At 62.4% G+C, this 16938-nt stretch carries 16 protein-coding genes; 6 read left to right on the forward strand and 10 right to left on the reverse strand.

What is annotated here, in order from left to right:
• Positions 1-92: 92 nt before the first annotated feature.
• Positions 93-3077, reverse strand: coding sequence for a cellulase family glycosylhydrolase (locus tag V5E97_RS05800; RefSeq protein WP_406701134.1), 2985 nt, complete (start codon positions 3075-3077; stop codon positions 93-95).
• Between the two features lie 623 nt (positions 3078-3700).
• On the opposite strand from V5E97_RS05800, the gene V5E97_RS05805 reads away from it, so the two are divergent.
• From V5E97_RS05805 to V5E97_RS05820, 4 genes are all read left to right on the forward strand, one after another.
• Entirely contained in the window at positions 3701-4939 is a 1239-nt protein-coding gene (locus V5E97_RS05805) for an aldo/keto reductase (RefSeq protein WP_406698345.1), read from the forward strand.
• A 1428-nt stretch (positions 4940-6367) separates the two neighbouring features.
• Complete coding sequence (locus V5E97_RS05810; RefSeq protein WP_406698346.1) at positions 6368-6751, forward strand: BlaI/MecI/CopY family transcriptional regulator; 384 nt, start codon at positions 6368-6370, stop codon at positions 6749-6751.
• Positions 6748-8871, forward strand: coding sequence for a M56 family metallopeptidase (locus tag V5E97_RS05815; RefSeq protein WP_406698347.1), 2124 nt, complete (start codon positions 6748-6750; stop codon positions 8869-8871). The genes V5E97_RS05810 and V5E97_RS05815 overlap by 4 nt, the downstream gene beginning before the upstream one ends.
• A 303-nt stretch (positions 8872-9174) precedes the next feature.
• The gene (locus V5E97_RS05820) at positions 9175-9546 is read left to right on the forward strand and encodes a hypothetical protein (protein WP_406698348.1); all 372 of its coding nucleotides are present in this window, start codon (positions 9175-9177) and stop codon (positions 9544-9546) included.
• A 67-nt stretch (positions 9547-9613) separates the two neighbouring features.
• Here V5E97_RS05820 and V5E97_RS05825 read toward each other — a convergent pair whose 3' ends face one another.
• The 4 genes from V5E97_RS05825 to tnpC all read right to left on the reverse strand — a co-directional run bounded on the left by V5E97_RS05825 (position 9614) and on the right by tnpC (position 13400).
• Positions 9614-10534 (reverse strand): nucleotidyltransferase domain-containing protein, encoded by a 921-nt coding sequence (locus V5E97_RS05825; RefSeq protein WP_406698350.1) that lies wholly within the window; start codon positions 10532-10534, stop codon positions 9614-9616.
• A gap of 78 nt (positions 10535-10612) precedes the next feature.
• On the reverse strand, positions 10613-11821 hold the full coding sequence (locus V5E97_RS05830; protein WP_406698351.1) for a serine/threonine-protein kinase: 1209 nt from the start codon (positions 11819-11821) through the stop codon (positions 10613-10615).
• A 269-nt stretch (positions 11822-12090) separates the two neighbouring features.
• Entirely contained in the window at positions 12091-12294 is a 204-nt protein-coding gene (locus tag V5E97_RS05835; RefSeq protein ID WP_406694555.1) for a transposase domain-containing protein, read from the reverse strand.
• Entirely contained in the window at positions 12273-13400 is a 1128-nt protein-coding gene (gene tnpC / locus V5E97_RS05840) for an IS66 family transposase (protein WP_406698352.1), read from the reverse strand. Before tnpC ends, V5E97_RS05835 begins: the two co-directional genes overlap by 22 nt.
• A 205-nt stretch (positions 13401-13605) precedes the next feature.
• Between tnpC and V5E97_RS05845 the strand changes: the two genes are divergently transcribed.
• Positions 13606-13773, forward strand: coding sequence for a hypothetical protein (locus V5E97_RS05845; protein ID WP_406694551.1), 168 nt, complete (start codon positions 13606-13608; stop codon positions 13771-13773).
• A gap of 54 nt (positions 13774-13827) precedes the next feature.
• Here the strand turns inward: V5E97_RS05845 and tnpB (V5E97_RS05850) are convergent, their stop codons facing one another.
• From tnpB (V5E97_RS05850) to V5E97_RS05865, 4 genes are all read right to left on the reverse strand, one after another.
• The gene (gene tnpB / locus V5E97_RS05850) at positions 13828-14022 is read right to left on the reverse strand and encodes an IS66 family insertion sequence element accessory protein TnpB (RefSeq protein WP_406698353.1); all 195 of its coding nucleotides are present in this window, start codon (positions 14020-14022) and stop codon (positions 13828-13830) included.
• Position 14023: 1 nt separating this feature from the next.
• Positions 14024-14194 (reverse strand): IS66 family insertion sequence element accessory protein TnpB, encoded by a 171-nt coding sequence (gene tnpB / locus V5E97_RS05855; RefSeq protein WP_406698354.1) that lies wholly within the window; start codon positions 14192-14194, stop codon positions 14024-14026.
• Positions 14188-14526: an IS66 family insertion sequence element accessory protein TnpA gene (gene tnpA / locus V5E97_RS05860; RefSeq protein WP_406694549.1), complete on the reverse strand. Its 339-nt coding sequence runs from the start codon at positions 14524-14526 to the stop codon at positions 14188-14190. Before tnpA ends, tnpB (V5E97_RS05855) begins: the two co-directional genes overlap by 7 nt.
• Before the next feature lie 81 nt (positions 14527-14607).
• Complete coding sequence (locus tag V5E97_RS05865) at positions 14608-15207, reverse strand: RNA polymerase sigma factor (RefSeq protein WP_406698356.1); 600 nt, start codon at positions 15205-15207, stop codon at positions 14608-14610.
• 139 nt (positions 15208-15346) lie between these two features.
• Between V5E97_RS05865 and V5E97_RS05870 the strand changes: the two genes are divergently transcribed.
• Positions 15347-15637 (forward strand): ferredoxin family protein, encoded by a 291-nt coding sequence (locus tag V5E97_RS05870; RefSeq protein WP_406698357.1) that lies wholly within the window; start codon positions 15347-15349, stop codon positions 15635-15637.
• A gap of 58 nt (positions 15638-15695) precedes the next feature.
• On the opposite strand, the gene V5E97_RS05875 is transcribed toward V5E97_RS05870, so the two are convergent.
• Positions 15696-16751: a threonine aldolase family protein gene (locus V5E97_RS05875; protein ID WP_406698358.1), complete on the reverse strand. Its 1056-nt coding sequence runs from the start codon at positions 16749-16751 to the stop codon at positions 15696-15698.
• Between the last annotated feature and the right edge of the window lie 187 nt (positions 16752-16938).

Genomic DNA, 16938 nt, shown 5'->3' on the forward strand with positions numbered 1-16938 from the left:
AGAAGTGACAATGAGGTCGGACCGCGTTGAGGTTGCCGTACGGCCGGAAACGGGTCGGGAACGCCTGCGTCTGCGCCCGGCCCGCGCCTGGGTCAGGTTCCGGCTCGGATGGTGCCGGTCCCTCGGCCGGTTCCGTCCAAGGTGGAATTGGTGGGATTCGCCAGCAGGATGGAGAAGGTGGCGTCGCGGGTGAGCGTGGGGTCGTAGAGGACGGTCACACTCACGGTGGCTTGCGTCTGGCCTGGAGCAAAGGTCAACGTGCCATTCGTCGCCACGTAGTTCGTGCCCGAGGCGGCTGTTCCGTTGGCGGTCGAGTAGGCGACGGTCACCGTTTGCGTGCTCGGCGCGGAGAGGGTCACGACGAACGTCGCCGTGGCGGTTCCGGTTCCCGGTCCGCTCGTCGTCGGGAAGGCAAACTGGATCGGGACCAGGCCCTGGACCTTGGTCGAACTGGCCGTCTTCCAGTCATCCTGGAGGATGCCGCCGGTATCGCGGGAGTTCGGGTTCCACGACCACCAGGTCCAGCTCATCCCTTGCTGGCCAGGGACGGAAGAACTGCTCGTCGTATTGCCGAGATAGCTGGTGATTTGCTGATACCATTGCTGGTCGGAGGTCGTTTGCAGCTTGCTGCCGAACTCACCCAGCCAGATCGGCGCAATGTTCTCTTGATACAAGTAACCCCAGTACTGGTTCCAGACAGAGGTCAAATTATTGGGATAATTGGCTGCGTTGAACCACGACTGGTTGTACACCGAGGCCGGGTAGTCGTGCGGCGAATAGACCACCCGGTTCGCCACGTTCAGGACCACCGGATGTTGCCGGGCGCCCATCAGGTTGCCCCCCCACCAGGTGCTCTGACCGTTGTACGTCTCGATCCCTTCGACGAAGATCAGCCAGTTCGGGTTGGCCGCCAGGACCGCGTTGCCGGCACGTTGGGCGGCCAGCCGCCAGTCGGTCGCGAGGTTGCCGTCGCCCCAACTTGCCTGCCCGTGTGGCTCATTCTTGAGGTCGGCCCCGATCACGGTGGGGTTCCCCGCGTAGCGCTGGGCGAGAGCGACCCAGTTGTTGATCCAGACTTGTTCCGAGTTGTTCGCGTCGCCTGGGACATACCAGAGGGTTTCGTTGGCGTGATTGTCGGGCAAGGCGCTGTGGTGGTCGAGAATGATCCGCAAGCCGATCTGCCCGGCGTAGGAAACGATCTTGTCGAGGATTTGCAGGCTGCTGAGCCCTTGGAGGTCGGAGTTCAGGCCGAAGTTGATGCTGTTGGGGACGTTGGCCGGGTTGAAGATCGCATTGGAGAACGGCATCCGGATCGTGTTGAAGCCAAGCTGCTTCATCTGGTTCATCATGTCCTGATAGTTTCGCGCCCAGAGGCCGTGTGGAACGTAGTTCCCGGTCTCGAACCCGAACCAGTTGATCCCCGCGATCTTGACGGCGGTTCCCTCGCGATTGACGATCTGATTGCCGGCCGTCTGGAAGAAGCCGGACGAAGTCTGGCCGCTCGGCGCCGTCACCGTGACGTTGTTAATACGGATCGTCGGCGAAGTGGCCGGCGATGTATAGATATCATGAATCGTGCCGATGGCGGTCGTACGCGAAAGCGAGGCGCCGTTGGGGTTGGACAGAACCAGCGAGAACTTGAGGTCGGGCTTGTTGGCCACGGTCATGGCGAAGACGGGCACGGCGAGCGTCTGCGTCGTCTGGCCGGCGCTGAAGTTGAGAAAGCCACTGACCGCGTGGTAGTCGGTTCCCGCCTTGGCGGTCCCGTCGACCGTGGTATAAGCGACCGAGATCGGCGCTGTGGCCGGTTGCGAGAGGGTCACCGTGAACAGCGCCTGGGTGGCTGTATTGCCGACCGACACCGTCACGTCACCCACCGAAAGCGCGGGGAGGACCGAGGCTCCACCGCCCAAGGAAACGCCGTTGAGAATGTACCGAGCGGGCGTCCCCGCGTTTCCGCCCGGCTGGCCGTTGAACCCGAACGACGTCGACTGACCGGGGGCGAGCTTCGCGTTGTAGCCGAGGTCTTGAATCACGTAATGGTTGCCGACGTGGCTGACGATCTTCGCGTTCCAGATTTGCGTGATCGTGGCCGGGAAGTCAAACTCGAGTGTCCATCCGTTGATCGGCGATGAGCCGGTGTTGGTGAGCGCGATATTGCCGGTAAACCCACTTCCCCAGTCGCTCGCGACGCTGTAGACGGCCGAGGCAGTGGCGTTGCCTGGTACCACGGGGGGATTGACCGTGACGCTTGACGTGCCGCTGATCCCGGCGGAGGCGGCACGGACCGTGGCGCTGGCTGCCGACGACGGGGCGGTGTACATGCCCGACCCGTTGATCGTCCCCGCGCCGCTGGCGATGGACCAGGAAAACGGCGGTTGGGTTGCCAGGAGACTGCCGAGCTGGTCGAGCCCTTGGGCGGAAAACGATTGCGTGGCGTTTGCGGCGACCGTCACTGTGGCTGGGCTGACGACTACGGCGGTCAATGTTTGCGCGACTGTCACGTTGACGTTGCTGGTGATGCTCCGTCCCCCCGCGTCGGCAATCGACACTTGAAACGTATATGCACCAGTTTTGCTAAACGTGGCGATCGTGTTCTTGGCCGCGTTCGAGCCGTTCGTGCTGAAAGCGACCGGGGCAGGGGAGGTGCCGACCGTCGTCCACCGGTAGGTCAGGTTCGATTCGCCACCATCATCCGCACCCAGGACGGCCAGCGCCACCGTTTTTCCGGTCACTGAGCTCGAGGCGGCGGAAGCGGGCGTGGCCACCGTGGGCGGCGACTGAACCGGCGAGGGGCCGCTCCCATCAAGGGGGACGCCATTGAGCTGATAGTTGGCCGGTGGCGCGGTGACGTGCCCGGGCGCTCCGTTGAATCCAAACGATGTGGTCTGTCCGGATGTAATCGTTGCGTTGTAGCCGGCGTCCTTGATCACGTAGTGGTTGCCGACATGACTGACGATCTTCGCATTCCAGATTTGGGTCAGATTCGCGGCGAAGTCGAACTCCAGCGTCCAGCCGTTGATGGCATTCGAGCCGGTGTTGGCGACCGCAATGTCGCCGGTGAACCCAGACCCCAGTCATTCACGACCGCAAATGAGGCCGATGCGCCAAACGCCGCGATCGGAGCCGCGACAACCGCCACCGCGAGCAGGTCGCGAACTTCAAGCGCCTCCATCGGCAGTACGACGTGCCGCCGCGAGACCATGCGACGACGGCGGGAGGGGAGCCTGGAATCGAGCATCATTGACTCCTCAAGGGAACATCACGATGTCGGAATTTCGAGAGGACAGTCTGAGTGCGAGCGTGCATGAATGGTGTTAGCAATCGTAGTTCAAGCGGGAGTGAACTTCAAGTGGTGCACCTGAATCGGTGGCTCCGGTGTTGAGAATCGCGGACAAGGGGAAGGATTGCCGATTCCCGCTTCCGAACGGTCTTCGGAATCGATTGCCTCACGGAACCATAAGTCAAAAATAGGCCTTCAACGAGATCCAACTGTCCCTATGATCGGGTTGCCGGCTTGGAGAGTCGTTGTGGTAAGATGATGGCTCGATGTCACAAGCCTTGGCGTTTCGATCAAATCGGAACGCTTCGTGGACGTCAGTATTAAGCTTTATACTTATATTTCAACTGTTCGGGCGTATTCCTTCCGTCATCACGGGCCGTTGCGTTCAACGACCCACCCACGAGGAGTTGAGAACCAATGGCCCACGAAGAGATGGACAGCACCAGTCGGCGAACGTTCCTCCAGACCGGGGCGTTGGCCACGGCCTCGGCCATGAGCCTGGCCCCCGGGGCCTCGGCCCAGGACGCGGCCGCCAAGACCGGGGCGATTCCCACGCGCCCGCTCGGCAAGACGGGGGTCAATATCACCCTCTTGGATCAAGGGGCTGTGCGGAGCGAAAGTCTCGACCGCCTCTTCCGGACAGCCTTCGCCAACGGGATCCGCGTCTTCGACACCGCCAAGGCCTATGGAACCGAGCCCGCCTTCAAGAAGTGGTTCGAACAGGCCCCCGAAATCCGCAAGCAGATCTTTCTGGTCACCAAAGACTCGCCCAAGCGCCCAGACGACATGATGGGGATGGTCGACGAGCGTCTGGCGAGCCTTGGGACCGACTACATCGACCTGTTCTTTATTCATGGTCTTGGGGATGAACATAGCCTCGATGATGCGATGAACTTCGTGAAGAGCCAGGAGTTCAAGGAGAAGGCCGACGCGATCCGGAAGTCGGGGAAGGCCAAGTTCGTTGGTTTTTCGACCCATCACAAGGATCGCGCCCAGATCATCCAGGCGGCCGCCGACGCCGGGTTCGTGGACGCGATCATGCTCCAGTACACCCCCTGGCTCGACAAGGACTCGGCCCTCAACAAGGCGCTCGACGCCTGCTGGAAGAAGGGGATCGGCCTGATCACGATGAAGCAGATCGCCGGCAAGAAGTTCGGCGACAAGTACAACGGGAACATCCTTGACGAAGTTCCGCGGAAGGTCCCGATGCTCGCCGAGCGGAACCTGACCCCATTCCAGGGGCTCCTGCACGCGATCTGGACCGACGAACGCATCAGTGCCTCGTGCGTCTCGATGAAGAACACCGACCAGATCCGTGAGAACGTCGACGCCGCCCGCCGGTTCGAGCCGGTCAAGACGACCGACATCCTCCAACTTCGCGACGCCGTTCTCGCCGCCGGCCAGACCCTCTGCGCCGACTGCGATGGCCGTTGCTCGGTCGCCGCCGGCACTCAGGCCGAGCTCGGCAACCTGACGCGGTTCCTGACCTATCACGAGCACCACGGCCATCGCGCCGAGGCCCGTAGCCAGTTCGCCAGCATGACCGACGCCGCTCGCGACTGGGCAGGCGCCGACCTCGAAGCCGCCCGCGCGGCCTGCCCCGGTAAGCTCGACTTCGCCAAGCTCCTGCCCGAGGTCAATCGACACCTGGCCTGAGCACGCACATCAGGTCGGCCCGAACCCTTGTCGGGGAGGCGGAAGCCTACCCGATAAGGCGGAAGGGCCTGGATAAATAGACAACGACCCGTCATAGAGCGAGGAATCCCCCTCGTTCCCACGGGGGACCGTGGGAACGAGTAGCGAGAGGCTTTCTAGCCCGGTATCGGGTCGTTGTGAATTCATGCTGATGTCAGCGGCCGCATGCCTTCGAGCCTCCGAACTGGGCGTATCGCTGCTTTCGCGGCGGCTCGGAGGACTTCCTCGCCACGCGGGCCTCCCAGATTCGTCATCAGTGCCATGACGAAGTCGAGTTTCGGGTTGGCCCAGATGTGGGCAAGTTCCAAGGTCCAGAAATCTGGATTTCCGCTACGCAACAAATCTAGAGCGGTTTGCGGATGCGTTGCGCACGGTGGTTGGTCTCAAGACTCAGGAGCACGTGCGGAAACGGGGACTGGCTCCGGAGCGCAGCGGAGGTGCCTGTCCCCCTTTCCGCCGAGGCCGCCCGTGACGGCCCGGAAAATGGGGACAGGCACCCGGCCGCCAGGTCGTCCGGAAAAGCCGAGCATGGAGCGGGCCGGGAGCCAGTCCCCGTTTTCCTCCACCGTGCGCAATGCGATCGTAAACCGCTCTAGCGTCCTTGATTGACGCTCCCTTGATGCGAAATGACGGTTGGGTTCGCTGTCCGAGTTGCGACGAGTTCGTGAAGATCCCCGGTGAAGACCAAATCCGTACGCCCTTATTCGTGGCGACTTGTCTTGAATGTGGGTTGGAATTCGACTGGCGGGAGTCTTATGGTCGTGACTTCCTCGCCGGTGCCGTTTTCTATTGGGAGGAGTACTTCGCTCCCAGCGAAGCATGGAATCACGACCACTGTGTCATGTGCCAACAGCGGTTTATGGAGTTAGATCACCCGGACGTCGAGCGGTTCGGATTCGTGACCACGGTAAGGTCGCGGGTCTCATCCACGGGGTGTCAAGAGAGGTGGGTTTGCCGCTACTGCTTCGATGACTTTCGAGAAGATCACGATTGGCAGATTGATCTTCTGGGTTCATGAATTTAACATTTTGCCATTGGCATTTGTCTTGCGCCTGGATCCCTCGGCCCGTTGCCGTTGCCACAGTGGCAAAAGAACCAGCCCATGCGAAGGTCCAAAGACAGGGAGCTCACGCTCCCCGCTCGCCTTTCAGAGGCGAGCGAAATCCAAGGGCACCACGATCGCGTTGGTCTTCGCTCGCCTTCCCAAGGCGAGCGGGGAGCGTAAGCTCCCTGTCTTCCGACGGACGAAGAACCCCTGGTAACGCCGAATCGCTCCGGGGCATTGCGACCGCGAAGAATGCTGGGTAGCTCGCGTTGACAGAACCACGATCGCTGCTAGATTATGAAAACCAAATTTGGAATACCAAATTGACTTGGGGAGGTGCCGGGATGGGACGCCCGCCTGCGAAGGACCTGACGGAGCGAGAGCTGGAAGTCATGCACGTCTTCTGGCGACACGGTGAGGGGACGGCGGCGGAGACGCGGGACCGGCTCGCGGCCGCGGGGCTGGATCGGACGTATACGACGATCGCCAACCTGATCCGGGGGCTGGCCGACAAGGGGTTTCTTCGCCAGCTCAATGACGAGCGGCCGTTTTGCTACAAGGCGGCTCGTTCTTATGAAGACGTCTCAGGACGGCTCCTGGGAGACCTGCTTCAACGCGTGTTTCGAGGGTCGCGTGCGCAGCTCTTGAAGCAGCTCGTCGAGCAACGAACGCTCACAGCCGAGGAGCGGAGCTTGCTCGAACGGATCTTGAAGGAGCAAGACCGATGAATGACCTGGGGCTGACGTTGGCCTGGTGTGCGGTCCAGGTCTCTTTGCTGTTGATTCCGGCGGCCGCGTTGTACGCGGTAGCGTCCCGGCGCAGCCCGGCTTCGGGCACGTGGGTGGCTTCCCTGAGTCTCGGCCTGGTCGTGGCCATCAGCGTGCTGACGTTCGCTCCGCGAGGAGGGGCGAACTCTCCCACGATCCCCCAGACTCCGCCGTCGAATTCGGTCGCGATCGCGGTTCGTGGAGACACCCCCACGGGGGCGATTCGCATGGACGTGGGCGTGAGATCCGGCTGGTCGTTTGCGGCTTGGCAGAGTGTGTGGAAGCAGTTCGAATCGACGGCCGCCGAGCCCGCCGCGCGGTGCCGGCCCTGGGGCAGCGCATTGGCGGCCGTCGCGCTGACGGGAACGGGAGTGGGGCTGGTCCAACTGCTGATCGGCCTCTGGGCTGTTCATCGGTGTGTACGGCGGTCGCGGCCGGTGGAGGACCCGGGTCTGAACGGGTTGATCGAGGAGCTTCGAGGCTCGCTGGGGTGCCGGCGGCGGGTCGAGCTTCGCGAAGCCGCTGAGCTGACAACTCCGGCAACCGCGGGTTGGCGGCGTGTGGTCGTGCTCTTGCCTGAAGACTGGCGAGCGTGGGATGAGCCCGAGCGTCGTGCGGTTCTTGCTCACGAGCTTGCGCACGTTTGCCGGGATGATTATGCGATGGGAGTCGTGGCCCGGCTCGCCCTGGTCTTGCACTTCTATCACCCGTTGGTCCACTGGCTGGCCGCGCGTCTCCAGCTTGAGCAGGAACTGGCGGCCGACGCCCTGGGGGCTCGGTTCGCGGGCGGAAGGGCGCGTTACTTGCTTTCCCTGTCGCGGCTGGCGCTGCGGCAAGACGGACGGATTCCGTGCTGGCCGGTGAGGTCGTTCCTGCCGGTGAAGGGGAATTTGATCAGGAGGATCGCCATGTTACGTGATGAAAGCTTGCCAACGGATCGGCATTGGTCCCCGCTGCGGCAGGGCGCTTCGGCGTTGCTGTTGCTGGCCGTCACCGCTGGTGTCCTGACTCTCCAGGGGCCTGCCCGAGGTGATGATACCGACAAGGTGGATCATGAGGTCAAGACGGTGAAGCGGGAGTCGCGGTCGGGGGACGCAGTTCAGGGTGAACCCTTCGACCTATCGTACGTTCCCGAAGATGCTCAGGGCTTCTTCGCGTTCCGGCCGGCCGCCACGTTCCGTCGAGCGGGCATGGGAACTTATCGGACAATGTTGAACTTGCTGATTGCTCAGCAATGGTCGAAATCGGCGAACGCGTTTGGGTTTGACCCCACCAAACCCGGCCAGGGTCCGCTCCGGGTGGAGATGTTCGAGCAGGTGATGGGCGTCCTCAGGCTCACGCGGGCGAGGGAGGAGAAGCCGCACTGGAGGATCTCGATCGGGGAGGGCGAAGGGATTTCGGCCCGGACGACTGAGCCGATAGATTGGGTCGGCCTCTGCCGCGCATTCCGGCTCGAGTTGACTGAAGCTCACGAAGGAAACCGTATCTACTACAGGGTGAAGACGCCCGTCATGGGCCCGGACGGTTGCATTTACTGCCCTGATGACCGAACGGTTGTGTTTACCAGTGAGAAGCGATTGCTGTCACTCTTGCGTCGCACGACGCCAGTCCCGCTCGTGTTCGCACAGGGGAGTGGCTGGGACCGTTCCCTCCGTGGTCTTTTCGTGGCCGCGATTGATAGCCGCGATGGTCTATTGCGGCGGGCCGCCCTCGACGCTGACGTTTCGGATAATCTCGATGCCCCGAACCTGTTCAAAGACGGCGGTCTTTTGACATTCAGCCTCGATGATAGTGATGCGATCGTATTTGGCGGCGTTGCGACCCTCGGTGACCCCGGTGCAACCGAGTCGACCGCCCGCGCGCTTCCCACATTTCTCAAGGCGCTCCGTGGCTCCGCGAGCCAGCCTATCCCTGCCGAGGCCTCGCCCCATAAGAGTCATGAAAAAGTTGTGCAAATGTACGTAAGACTGCTGGAAAATTGCCGGGTCGAGCGGGATGGGCAGTCGGTGATCTTCCGCTCCTCCGGACTGGGCACCCTCGCTGACTTTGCCTCGCTGGTCGCTGCTGGCGCGTTTGAATAGTCATGTCGTGATGAATGCCTGGCCAAAGTCCCTTGCTTCGTACGTGAGGAGCCAGCGGCCAGGCACCGGTCGCAGGCGAACCAGGGAATTCAGACAACTCAAATGGCTGGCGGCCCAACCGTGGGTTTCACCCCATCTCCCAGTCGGCCCCACTGAAGTGCCTGGCGACGCGAGCCTTTCCCCAGACCAGAGCACTCAAACCAGGCATTCTTTGCCGACGGCGACGCAAATAACGCTGATCTTCTTGGTGGGCCGGTTGGAGGACACTCGAACTCAGTCCTGCCGAGGATTGCCATGGAGTTCATGGAATTCCCGCCTCGGAAGAGGCGAGGGAAGCTCATTCGTCATGCGGCGATCGTCCTTGTCGCCGTATTGACGCTGGTCACCTTCCGGTTCGCCGACGACGAAGTTACGGGGAAGGCGGAGGCCTCCGATGCCTACGGCTTCACGCTCATCTTCGTGGTGGCCGGCTACTACATCGGCTGGCTGTCTGAGATCTGGAAGCGATGCAAGGGCAAGGCGTTCGATCCGTTCGTGATGCCGATATTTTATATGCTTGTTTTGCTGTATCTGTATTTGAGCTTCAGGAGCTACTTCGTCCAGCCCGGGGCGACCGGTTTGACGATCCTTGTGCAACTGCTCGTGATGATCTGCTTTATCTGTCGCGTGGAATGAGAGCCCTCCGTGGCCCCTCAACGGAGGAGCCAGCGGTCAGGTACCGAGAGCGGGCGAACCAGGGCGTTCATGGGGCACCTCCCGGTGAGAGTAGGTCTCTGACTCGGTCGAGCTCGCCTTGGATGTTCCGGAGAGCGACGACCGCTCGGTCGGGATCGACGATGCAACCTGCCAGGCTGCCGTAGTGCTCCTCCAGGCATTGAAGCAACAACGTTCTGATTTGAGCCTCGTCAGGGGTGGGCCGGAGTGTGCTTTCCGCGTAGGCTCGCTCCAGGTGGGCCTCCTTGTCGGCGGCCCACTGCCGGAGTCGATCCTCGGTCCATTCGCCCCGGCGGATCGCTTTCAGGTGCTCGTTGTGGCGCTGAAGGTCGATGTCCCCTTCGATGAGGATTTGCTCGACCTCGCCCAGCAACCGGACGACATGGTAGGCGAACTTGGTGTCATAGCCGTGCTTGGCGACCAGTTCGGCCCGTTTGCCCTGCGGCTGTTTGATCGCCAACTTGTGCAACTGGCTGTAAGCGTATCCTTTGAACTTGGGCCAGGCTCCCTTGTGAAGGAAGAGGCGGCGGTTCTCGCGCACGAGGTTACCGACGCGAGTGCTGTGGACCACGCAGTTGGCGGGCGTGAACAGCGAGTCGATGATGTTTGGGTTGTTCTCCATCGCTAGGGTGAAGAACTTCACGATACCGAAGATCGTCAGGTCATAAGTACGCCCGTGTCCGCCGAGACTGTCCCGGTCGTGGATGTGGTGCTCCTGGTAGACTTCGAACCGCTTCGGTTCGCGACCAAATCCGGGGATCTCCCCGCGCAAATGAGGAAACACGTCCTCCTTCATCGGAATCGCCCAGCCGTAAATATCCACGTCGCTTGTGTCCGAGGAGACCCCGTAGGCCATCGAGCCCATGATGGTCTCGTACTGGACGTTCCCCGGCAGCCATCTGGGCGGTTTGGCCAAGCCACGGTCGGTCAGGCGTTGCAGCGTGCTCACGACGTCTCACTCCTCAGGGGCAGGGGCGCTCTTCCTCGGAACAAGGAGACCGTGGCAGGTCGTCCGGTTCGGTGGGACTCAGAAACAGAGGTTGGCCAGAGCCGAGTCAAGGGCTTTCACGGTCTGATATCGTTGCTCCGGCGGCTTGGAGAGGCACGTCTGACAAAGATCGCTGAGCGCTCGCGGGAGAGCGGGACGCAAGTCGATGGCCGCGATCACCGGTGTGCCCGAGACAACCTGAGCGAGGATATCAGGCAAGCGACCCCCGATCATGGGCGGGCGACCGGTCAATAACGCAAAGAGTACGGCGCCGAGGCCGTAGACGTCCGTACGCGGATCGATCGGACCCCAGCTTCGGGACGCCTGCTCGGGAGCCATGAAGGGAGCGGTCCCCTCGACTTCGGCGGCCCACGGCGTGTCCACGGTCAGCGAACGGGCGAGGCCGAAGTCCGTCACCTTGATCTTACCGGATGCGTCGAGGAGGAGATTGGCGGGCTTGAGGTCGCAGTGGACGATCCCATTCGCGTGGGCGTGTTCGACGGCGGCACAGGTCTCCCTCACCCAACGTACAGCCTCGTGTGCGCTGATCTCTTTCTGAACGCCGAGCTGGGCGAGGTTGGGACCGGCCACGAAATCCATGACGATGAAGTAGGACCCGCCTGGCGTGCGGCCAAGACCCTGGGTTCCGACGATGTTCGGATGGCGCAACTTGCCAATCGTCATCGCCTCGCCGATGAAACGTCGGACGACTTGCGGATGACGTAGGTAGCCTTTCCGCAGGAATTTCACGGCAATCGCACCGTGGGTGTTGTTGGATGGCTGGGCCTCGTACACCTTTCCCATTCTCCCCGCGCCGACGAGGCGACGCAGGAGGAATTCGCTGTGAGAAAGTAGCGGAGCATCGCGAGGGAGATCCGCAGGTTCCGGTTCGGACAAGGACGTGCTTCTCAGGGTAGGTCGCGAGGCTGGATTGCCCTCCGCTTCGAGCTCCTGATCGATCTGGAGCAACTCCGCCCGAATCTGATCCCGCCGTCCCTGGAATCGGGCGAGGAACTCTTCATGTGAAGGGCGATCCCCCCATCGCCATCGGACTCGGTACTCTTCGGCAATGAGCTCGATCGGCAGGCATTCGAGCGAGACTAATTCTGGGAATGTATCGAGATAATGCGATATGAAGATGGGCGATGTGGCCCTCCGGTCCTGGCAGCGGTATTCGAGGTCGATACAGATCAGTTCGACGAGTAGGCGCTGGCGCTCGGAATCATGATTTGCGAACGGCTCATTCAAAAAATCGTTGATCTCGCATGGCCCGTTCTGTTGCCAGGCTTGCTCAAAACGGAGGACTCGCCGTTCAAATTCGTGTGCGTCCGGCGGACCACGTCCCCCTTCGCAACTGGCCGAGGGGCCTCGGCCACTTTGGTGACCGTCGGTCGAAACCCTGCGCGGTGTCATGATCCGGCGTCAACAGACGCGACGCGCGCTCGAACCCGTGTCGAGCCTGGCCCGAACACCGCGGTGGGAGCGCGCCGCGTTTCGAGTGCCGGCGGGAGCCGTTGTCAGCTCGGGGAACCGTCGGCGATGGGACCCTCTGGGGTCGCCGCAGGATCGGCGGCTTGGGGAGGCGACCAACGGTCAGGGAGAAGGTCGGCCAGATTCTCTTTGGGAAGCACCGGCAATCGGGATAGCACGTCGCGCAGGTAGACGAACGGGTCATGACCGTGACGCTGGCAACTCGACACTACGCTGAACAGCACGGCCATGGTCTTCCCGCCGGTCTCACTCCCAGTGAAAAGCCAGTTTTTCGTCCAGTCGCGATTGTCTTCATATGTTGCTCGGCTACGTTGTTATCGATCGACAGGTAGCCCGAACTGGTGTACCGTTTCAACGCCTCCCAGTGGTTCTTCATGTAACCGATCGCCCCTCCCATCGGACTCTTGGGGAGCACCTGCGGTCGCTCCTCCTTCAGCCACTTCTCGAGGCTCTCCCAAACTGGCACCGCCCGCTCCTGGCGCACCCGTAGCCGAATCGCGGCCCGTGTCGGCTCGTTGGCGTCCTCAGGCAGCTTGGCGAGCTCTGCTTTGATCTGCTTCTCGATCGCGTAGAGCTGGCGGTAGTAGGCCAGGGCCGTACTCGCTCTCGTTAGGTCCGTCTTCTGCGCCTCGACGAACTTGCGGCGGGCGTGGGCGTTGCAACCCACCTCCACGACGTTGCCGCCCGCGTAGATGCCGTCGTAGCCGCTGAAGGCATCAGCCTGCAAATAACCGCGAAAACCCTTGAGAAACAGACTCGGACCGTCTCGCTTATGGCTCCTCGTGAAATCAAAAACATTGTAAGGATAAAGATGATCGCCGAAGTAGATCCAGAGCCGGGCCAAGGCCTTGATCTTTCGCTCCGAGTCCCGCAGCTTCACCGACGTGTCGTCGGTGTGAATCGTGCCGCACAACAGGACCAATGTCTTCATCAGGTCGTAGAGCGGCTCGAGACTTTGGGCGGCGCCGGCCATCCAGTCGCAGAGGGTTGAGCGTGACAGCTCCACCCCTTGCCGGGCCAGGCGGCGTTCCTGGCGATGGAGTGGAATATGATCGGCATACTTTTCCGTGATCACATGAGCTAGTAGTCCCGGTCCAGGCAAACCCTTGGGGATCGGCTGGGCTGGCTTGCCGGCGGTGACGACTTGACCTTCGCAGTGCGGGCAGGCGTAAGTGCAGCGCACGTGCTCGACCACGAACAAGGTCGCCGGCACATAGTCGAGTTGCTCGCTGCGTTCTGCGCTGATCTGGGCTCGGGTCTCGCCGCATTGCGGACAGCGGCGTTCGGCTTCGGTCAATTCGTAGACCCGAGGCTCGCGGCGGAGGTTCTTGGGCAAGGGCCTGCGGCCGTGAGATCGATTCTTCTTCGCGGGGGCCGCACCCGGCTCGGGCTCGGGCTCGGGGTGCGACCGCGTCGCCGGTGACCGAGGGTTCGGGTTCCGGGGCCAGCGGTTCGAAGGCGTCGGGGATAAGCAGCGGTTGATTGGGGTCGAAGCGTTCGGTGCGTGGGCCGTAGAGCCGCCGCAAAAGGAGGTCGAGGCGATGTTGCAATTCCTCGTTCTGACGCCGTGTTTCGCGAAGGGCGGCGAGCAGTTCGATGATCATCTGCTGGAGGAAGGCAGGATCACTGGGCAACGTCGCCGTGGGATCGGCAGGGGTTTCAAAGGTGATGGGGCGGGCGTCTTCGCTCATGCACTTTTAGACGCATGAGGTTCTTATATTATTCGATGATTCTTTGGAAAAACGCGGCGGCCGGCCGGGGACTCACACCGTGGCTCTGGGGACGGGTCGGTGATAGCGTTTGCCGCGTTTCACGCTCGAGAGGTCGATCCCTTCGAGGAGCATGACGAGGTCCGCGGCGCGGACCTCGACGCGGGGCTGAGCCTCCGGAGACGGCGGAAAGCGAAAGGTGCCGGCTTCCAATCGCTTGTACCAGATTGCGTACCGTCCTCCTCCCAAATCAGGAGCTTGATGCGATCGGCGGCCCGGTTGCGGAAGACGAAGATGTCTCCCAGAGCGGATCGCCCTGGAGCCCGTCGCGGACCAGGGCCGCCAAACTGTCGAACGATTTTCGCAGATCGACCGGCTGCGCCGCGAGCCAGATCCGGACGGTTGGAGACAAGCTCACCATGACCGTTCTCCGGCTTCGAGCAGTTCAACGACTTGCACGAGGGTCTGAGGGTCGAACCCGGCCCCGACCCGCAAGCAGCGTCCATTGGCCAGCACGACCTCGATGCTCCCGGCGGGCGACTCCGCCTTGTCGGCGAGCACATGCACAGGAAGAAACGCGGGCTTGGGCTGGTCGCGCCGCTGGAGTTCCCGCCGCCACCAATAAAACGACGGCGCACTCACGCCCTCGGCCAGGCAGAACGCCCGGACCGACAGTCCACTCCGCTTCCACCGGGCCAGAACCAGCCGCCAGTACGGCTCCCGCCCGTTTCTCGATCCTGCCACTCGGCCCATAGTTCACCCCCTTTCGGCCATGCACCGATCGTAGCATGGGCCGCAAGAAGGGGTTCACCGGACGCACACTCAAATTCGGGGTTAATCATCGGCGAGTCGTCCGGCCATGATCTCCCGGATCTGGGCGAGTGAGCGCCGGACCGAACGTTCCGAGCGGCCTGTATCTTCCGCGATATCCGAAAGCTGCAAGCCTTGCAGCCGGAGTTCCAGCACGCGCCTTCCGAAAGGACTCAGTTGGGAGAGCACCTGTTCGACCTCGTCCGCCAGCGCGGCCGCCTCTTCCGGTGTGGGCTCGTATTGGTGGCCTCTGTGCCGGCCTTCTTCGCTGGGATCGAACGGGGTTTCGACGTCGACCGATCGGCGGTCTGCCCGATGGTGCCTGACTTGCCGGAGCAGCTTATGCTTGGTGATCGCCGCCAAAAGGCGCCAGAGATCGCCACCCCGCTCGAGGGAGTAGCGGCCCTCGCGTGCTTCGACAAAGAAGCTCCGATAGGCCGACAGCACGATGTCTTCGGGATCGGTCCGGCTGGCCAGGCGGGGAGAGAGGCAACTCCGAGCCAGCGCGATCAGCCGTTCGAAGTAGCGAGCGAAAAGGGGCTCGGCGGCTCGATCATCGCCGTTGCGGAATTGTTCCAGCAGAACGAGCGATGTCCAGGTGGTCTTTGCATCATCCCTTTCCATTGGAGCGGGTTCCGTTCTCAGCAGGTGGCCCTGGTTTTGTGGATCGGCTCCGTCACTTTTCTGGCCGCTCCTCCGCGGGAAACGGCATGACCTGGATGCGGGAACATCCTCGAACCCCCGATCTTGGGAGTGGACCATCATGGCCTACGTTGTGACTGAGCCCTGCTTCGGCTGCAAGTACACGGATTGTGTTGTCGTCTGCCCTTGCGACTGCTTTCGCGAAGGGGAGCAGATGCTCTATATTGACCCGGAGGAATGCATCGATTGCGATGCCTGCAAAGTTGAGTGCCCGGTCGATGCGATCTTTTATGAAGAGGATGTGCCGGAGGTCTGGAAGGAATTCGTGCCGCTCAACCGGGAGCTAGCCGCGACGTGTCCGCCGATCGTCGACCGGAAGGAACCGCTGGCGCGGCGCGACGCCCAGCCGTGAACTTGGACTATCGGCCTGGCGACACGGATTCTCAATGAACCCGTGTCGCTCGCCTGGTTCAGCGCGGATTCATGAGATCTTTGATGTCGTGAACGATCGCGTCGACATCGGCTTCGGTGGTATCCCACGAGCACATCAGCCGGGCGCCTCCGCCGATGAAGGTGTAGAATCGCCAGCCTCTCGCCCGGAGTCGGTCGCGGATTGCTTCCGGGATCATGACGAAGACGGCGTTCGCTTCACAGTCCCAGAGGATTTCCAGGCCGGGGATCTCGCGCAGGCGTGACTCCAGCAGCAAGGCGCACCGATTGGCCTGTTCCGCGTTGCGGAGCCAGGCCCCCGACTCCAGGATGCCGACCCACTGGGCGGCCAGGAACCGCATTTTTGAGGCGAGTTGCCCCGCCTGCTTGCAGCGGTAGGCGAACTCATGCGCCAGCTCGCGGTTGAAGAAGACGATGGCTTCGCCGAACGCCATCCCGATCTTGGTGCCGCCGAAGCACAAGACGTCGACCCCCACCTTCCAGGTCAGTTCCTTGGGCGCGACGCCCGCCGCCGCCACGGCGTTCGAGAACCGGGCCCCGTCCATGTGAACGCGCAGGCCGTGGCGCTTGGCCATCTCCTGAAGGGTCTCGAGCTGGGCGACCGAGTAGACGGTGCCGACCTCGGTGGCTTGCGTCAGGCTCAGCACGCGCGGCTTGGGATAGTGGATATCGCTTCGCTTGGTGACGAGCTGGTGGACGGCGTCCGGGTGGACCCGGCCGGCCTCGCCGTGGGCGAGAAGGAGCTTGGTCCCGTTGGAGAAGAACTCCGGAGCGCCACACTCGTCGGTCTCGACGTGCGCCAGCTCGTGGCAGATGATGCCGTGGTAAGACTGGCAGAGCGAGGCCAAGGCCAAGGCATTGGCGGCGGTGCCGTTGAAGACGAAGAAAACCTCGCAATCGACCTCGAACAGCTCTCGAAGGAGCCCCGATGCGCGGGCGGTCCAGTCATCGTCGCCGTAGGCGGGGGCGTGCCCTTGATTCGCCTCGGCCATGGCCTGCCAGGCCTCCGGGCAAGCCCCGGCGTAGTTGTCGCTCGCGAACTGATGACGGTCCACTGGCACGGAAATCCCTCCCATCGACGCCTCTCGTTCGGCTCCCTGACAACGAGGCCGTCAGGGAGCGACGGGGAATAATCGTTCCGGACCCATCGCCTCTGGCTGAGGTTCGCGGCTCCGACCGAGACCCGCAGCCTATCGAGGGGCGGCGACTATCCGCAACGGGAAAAGTGGGGGCACCTCGGCTGGACGGCGGATGGGAACGTTG

It is taken from the genome of Singulisphaera photorubra (genome assembly GCF_045290345.1).
GTDB lineage: Bacteria > Planctomycetota > Planctomycetia > Isosphaerales > Isosphaeraceae > Singulisphaera.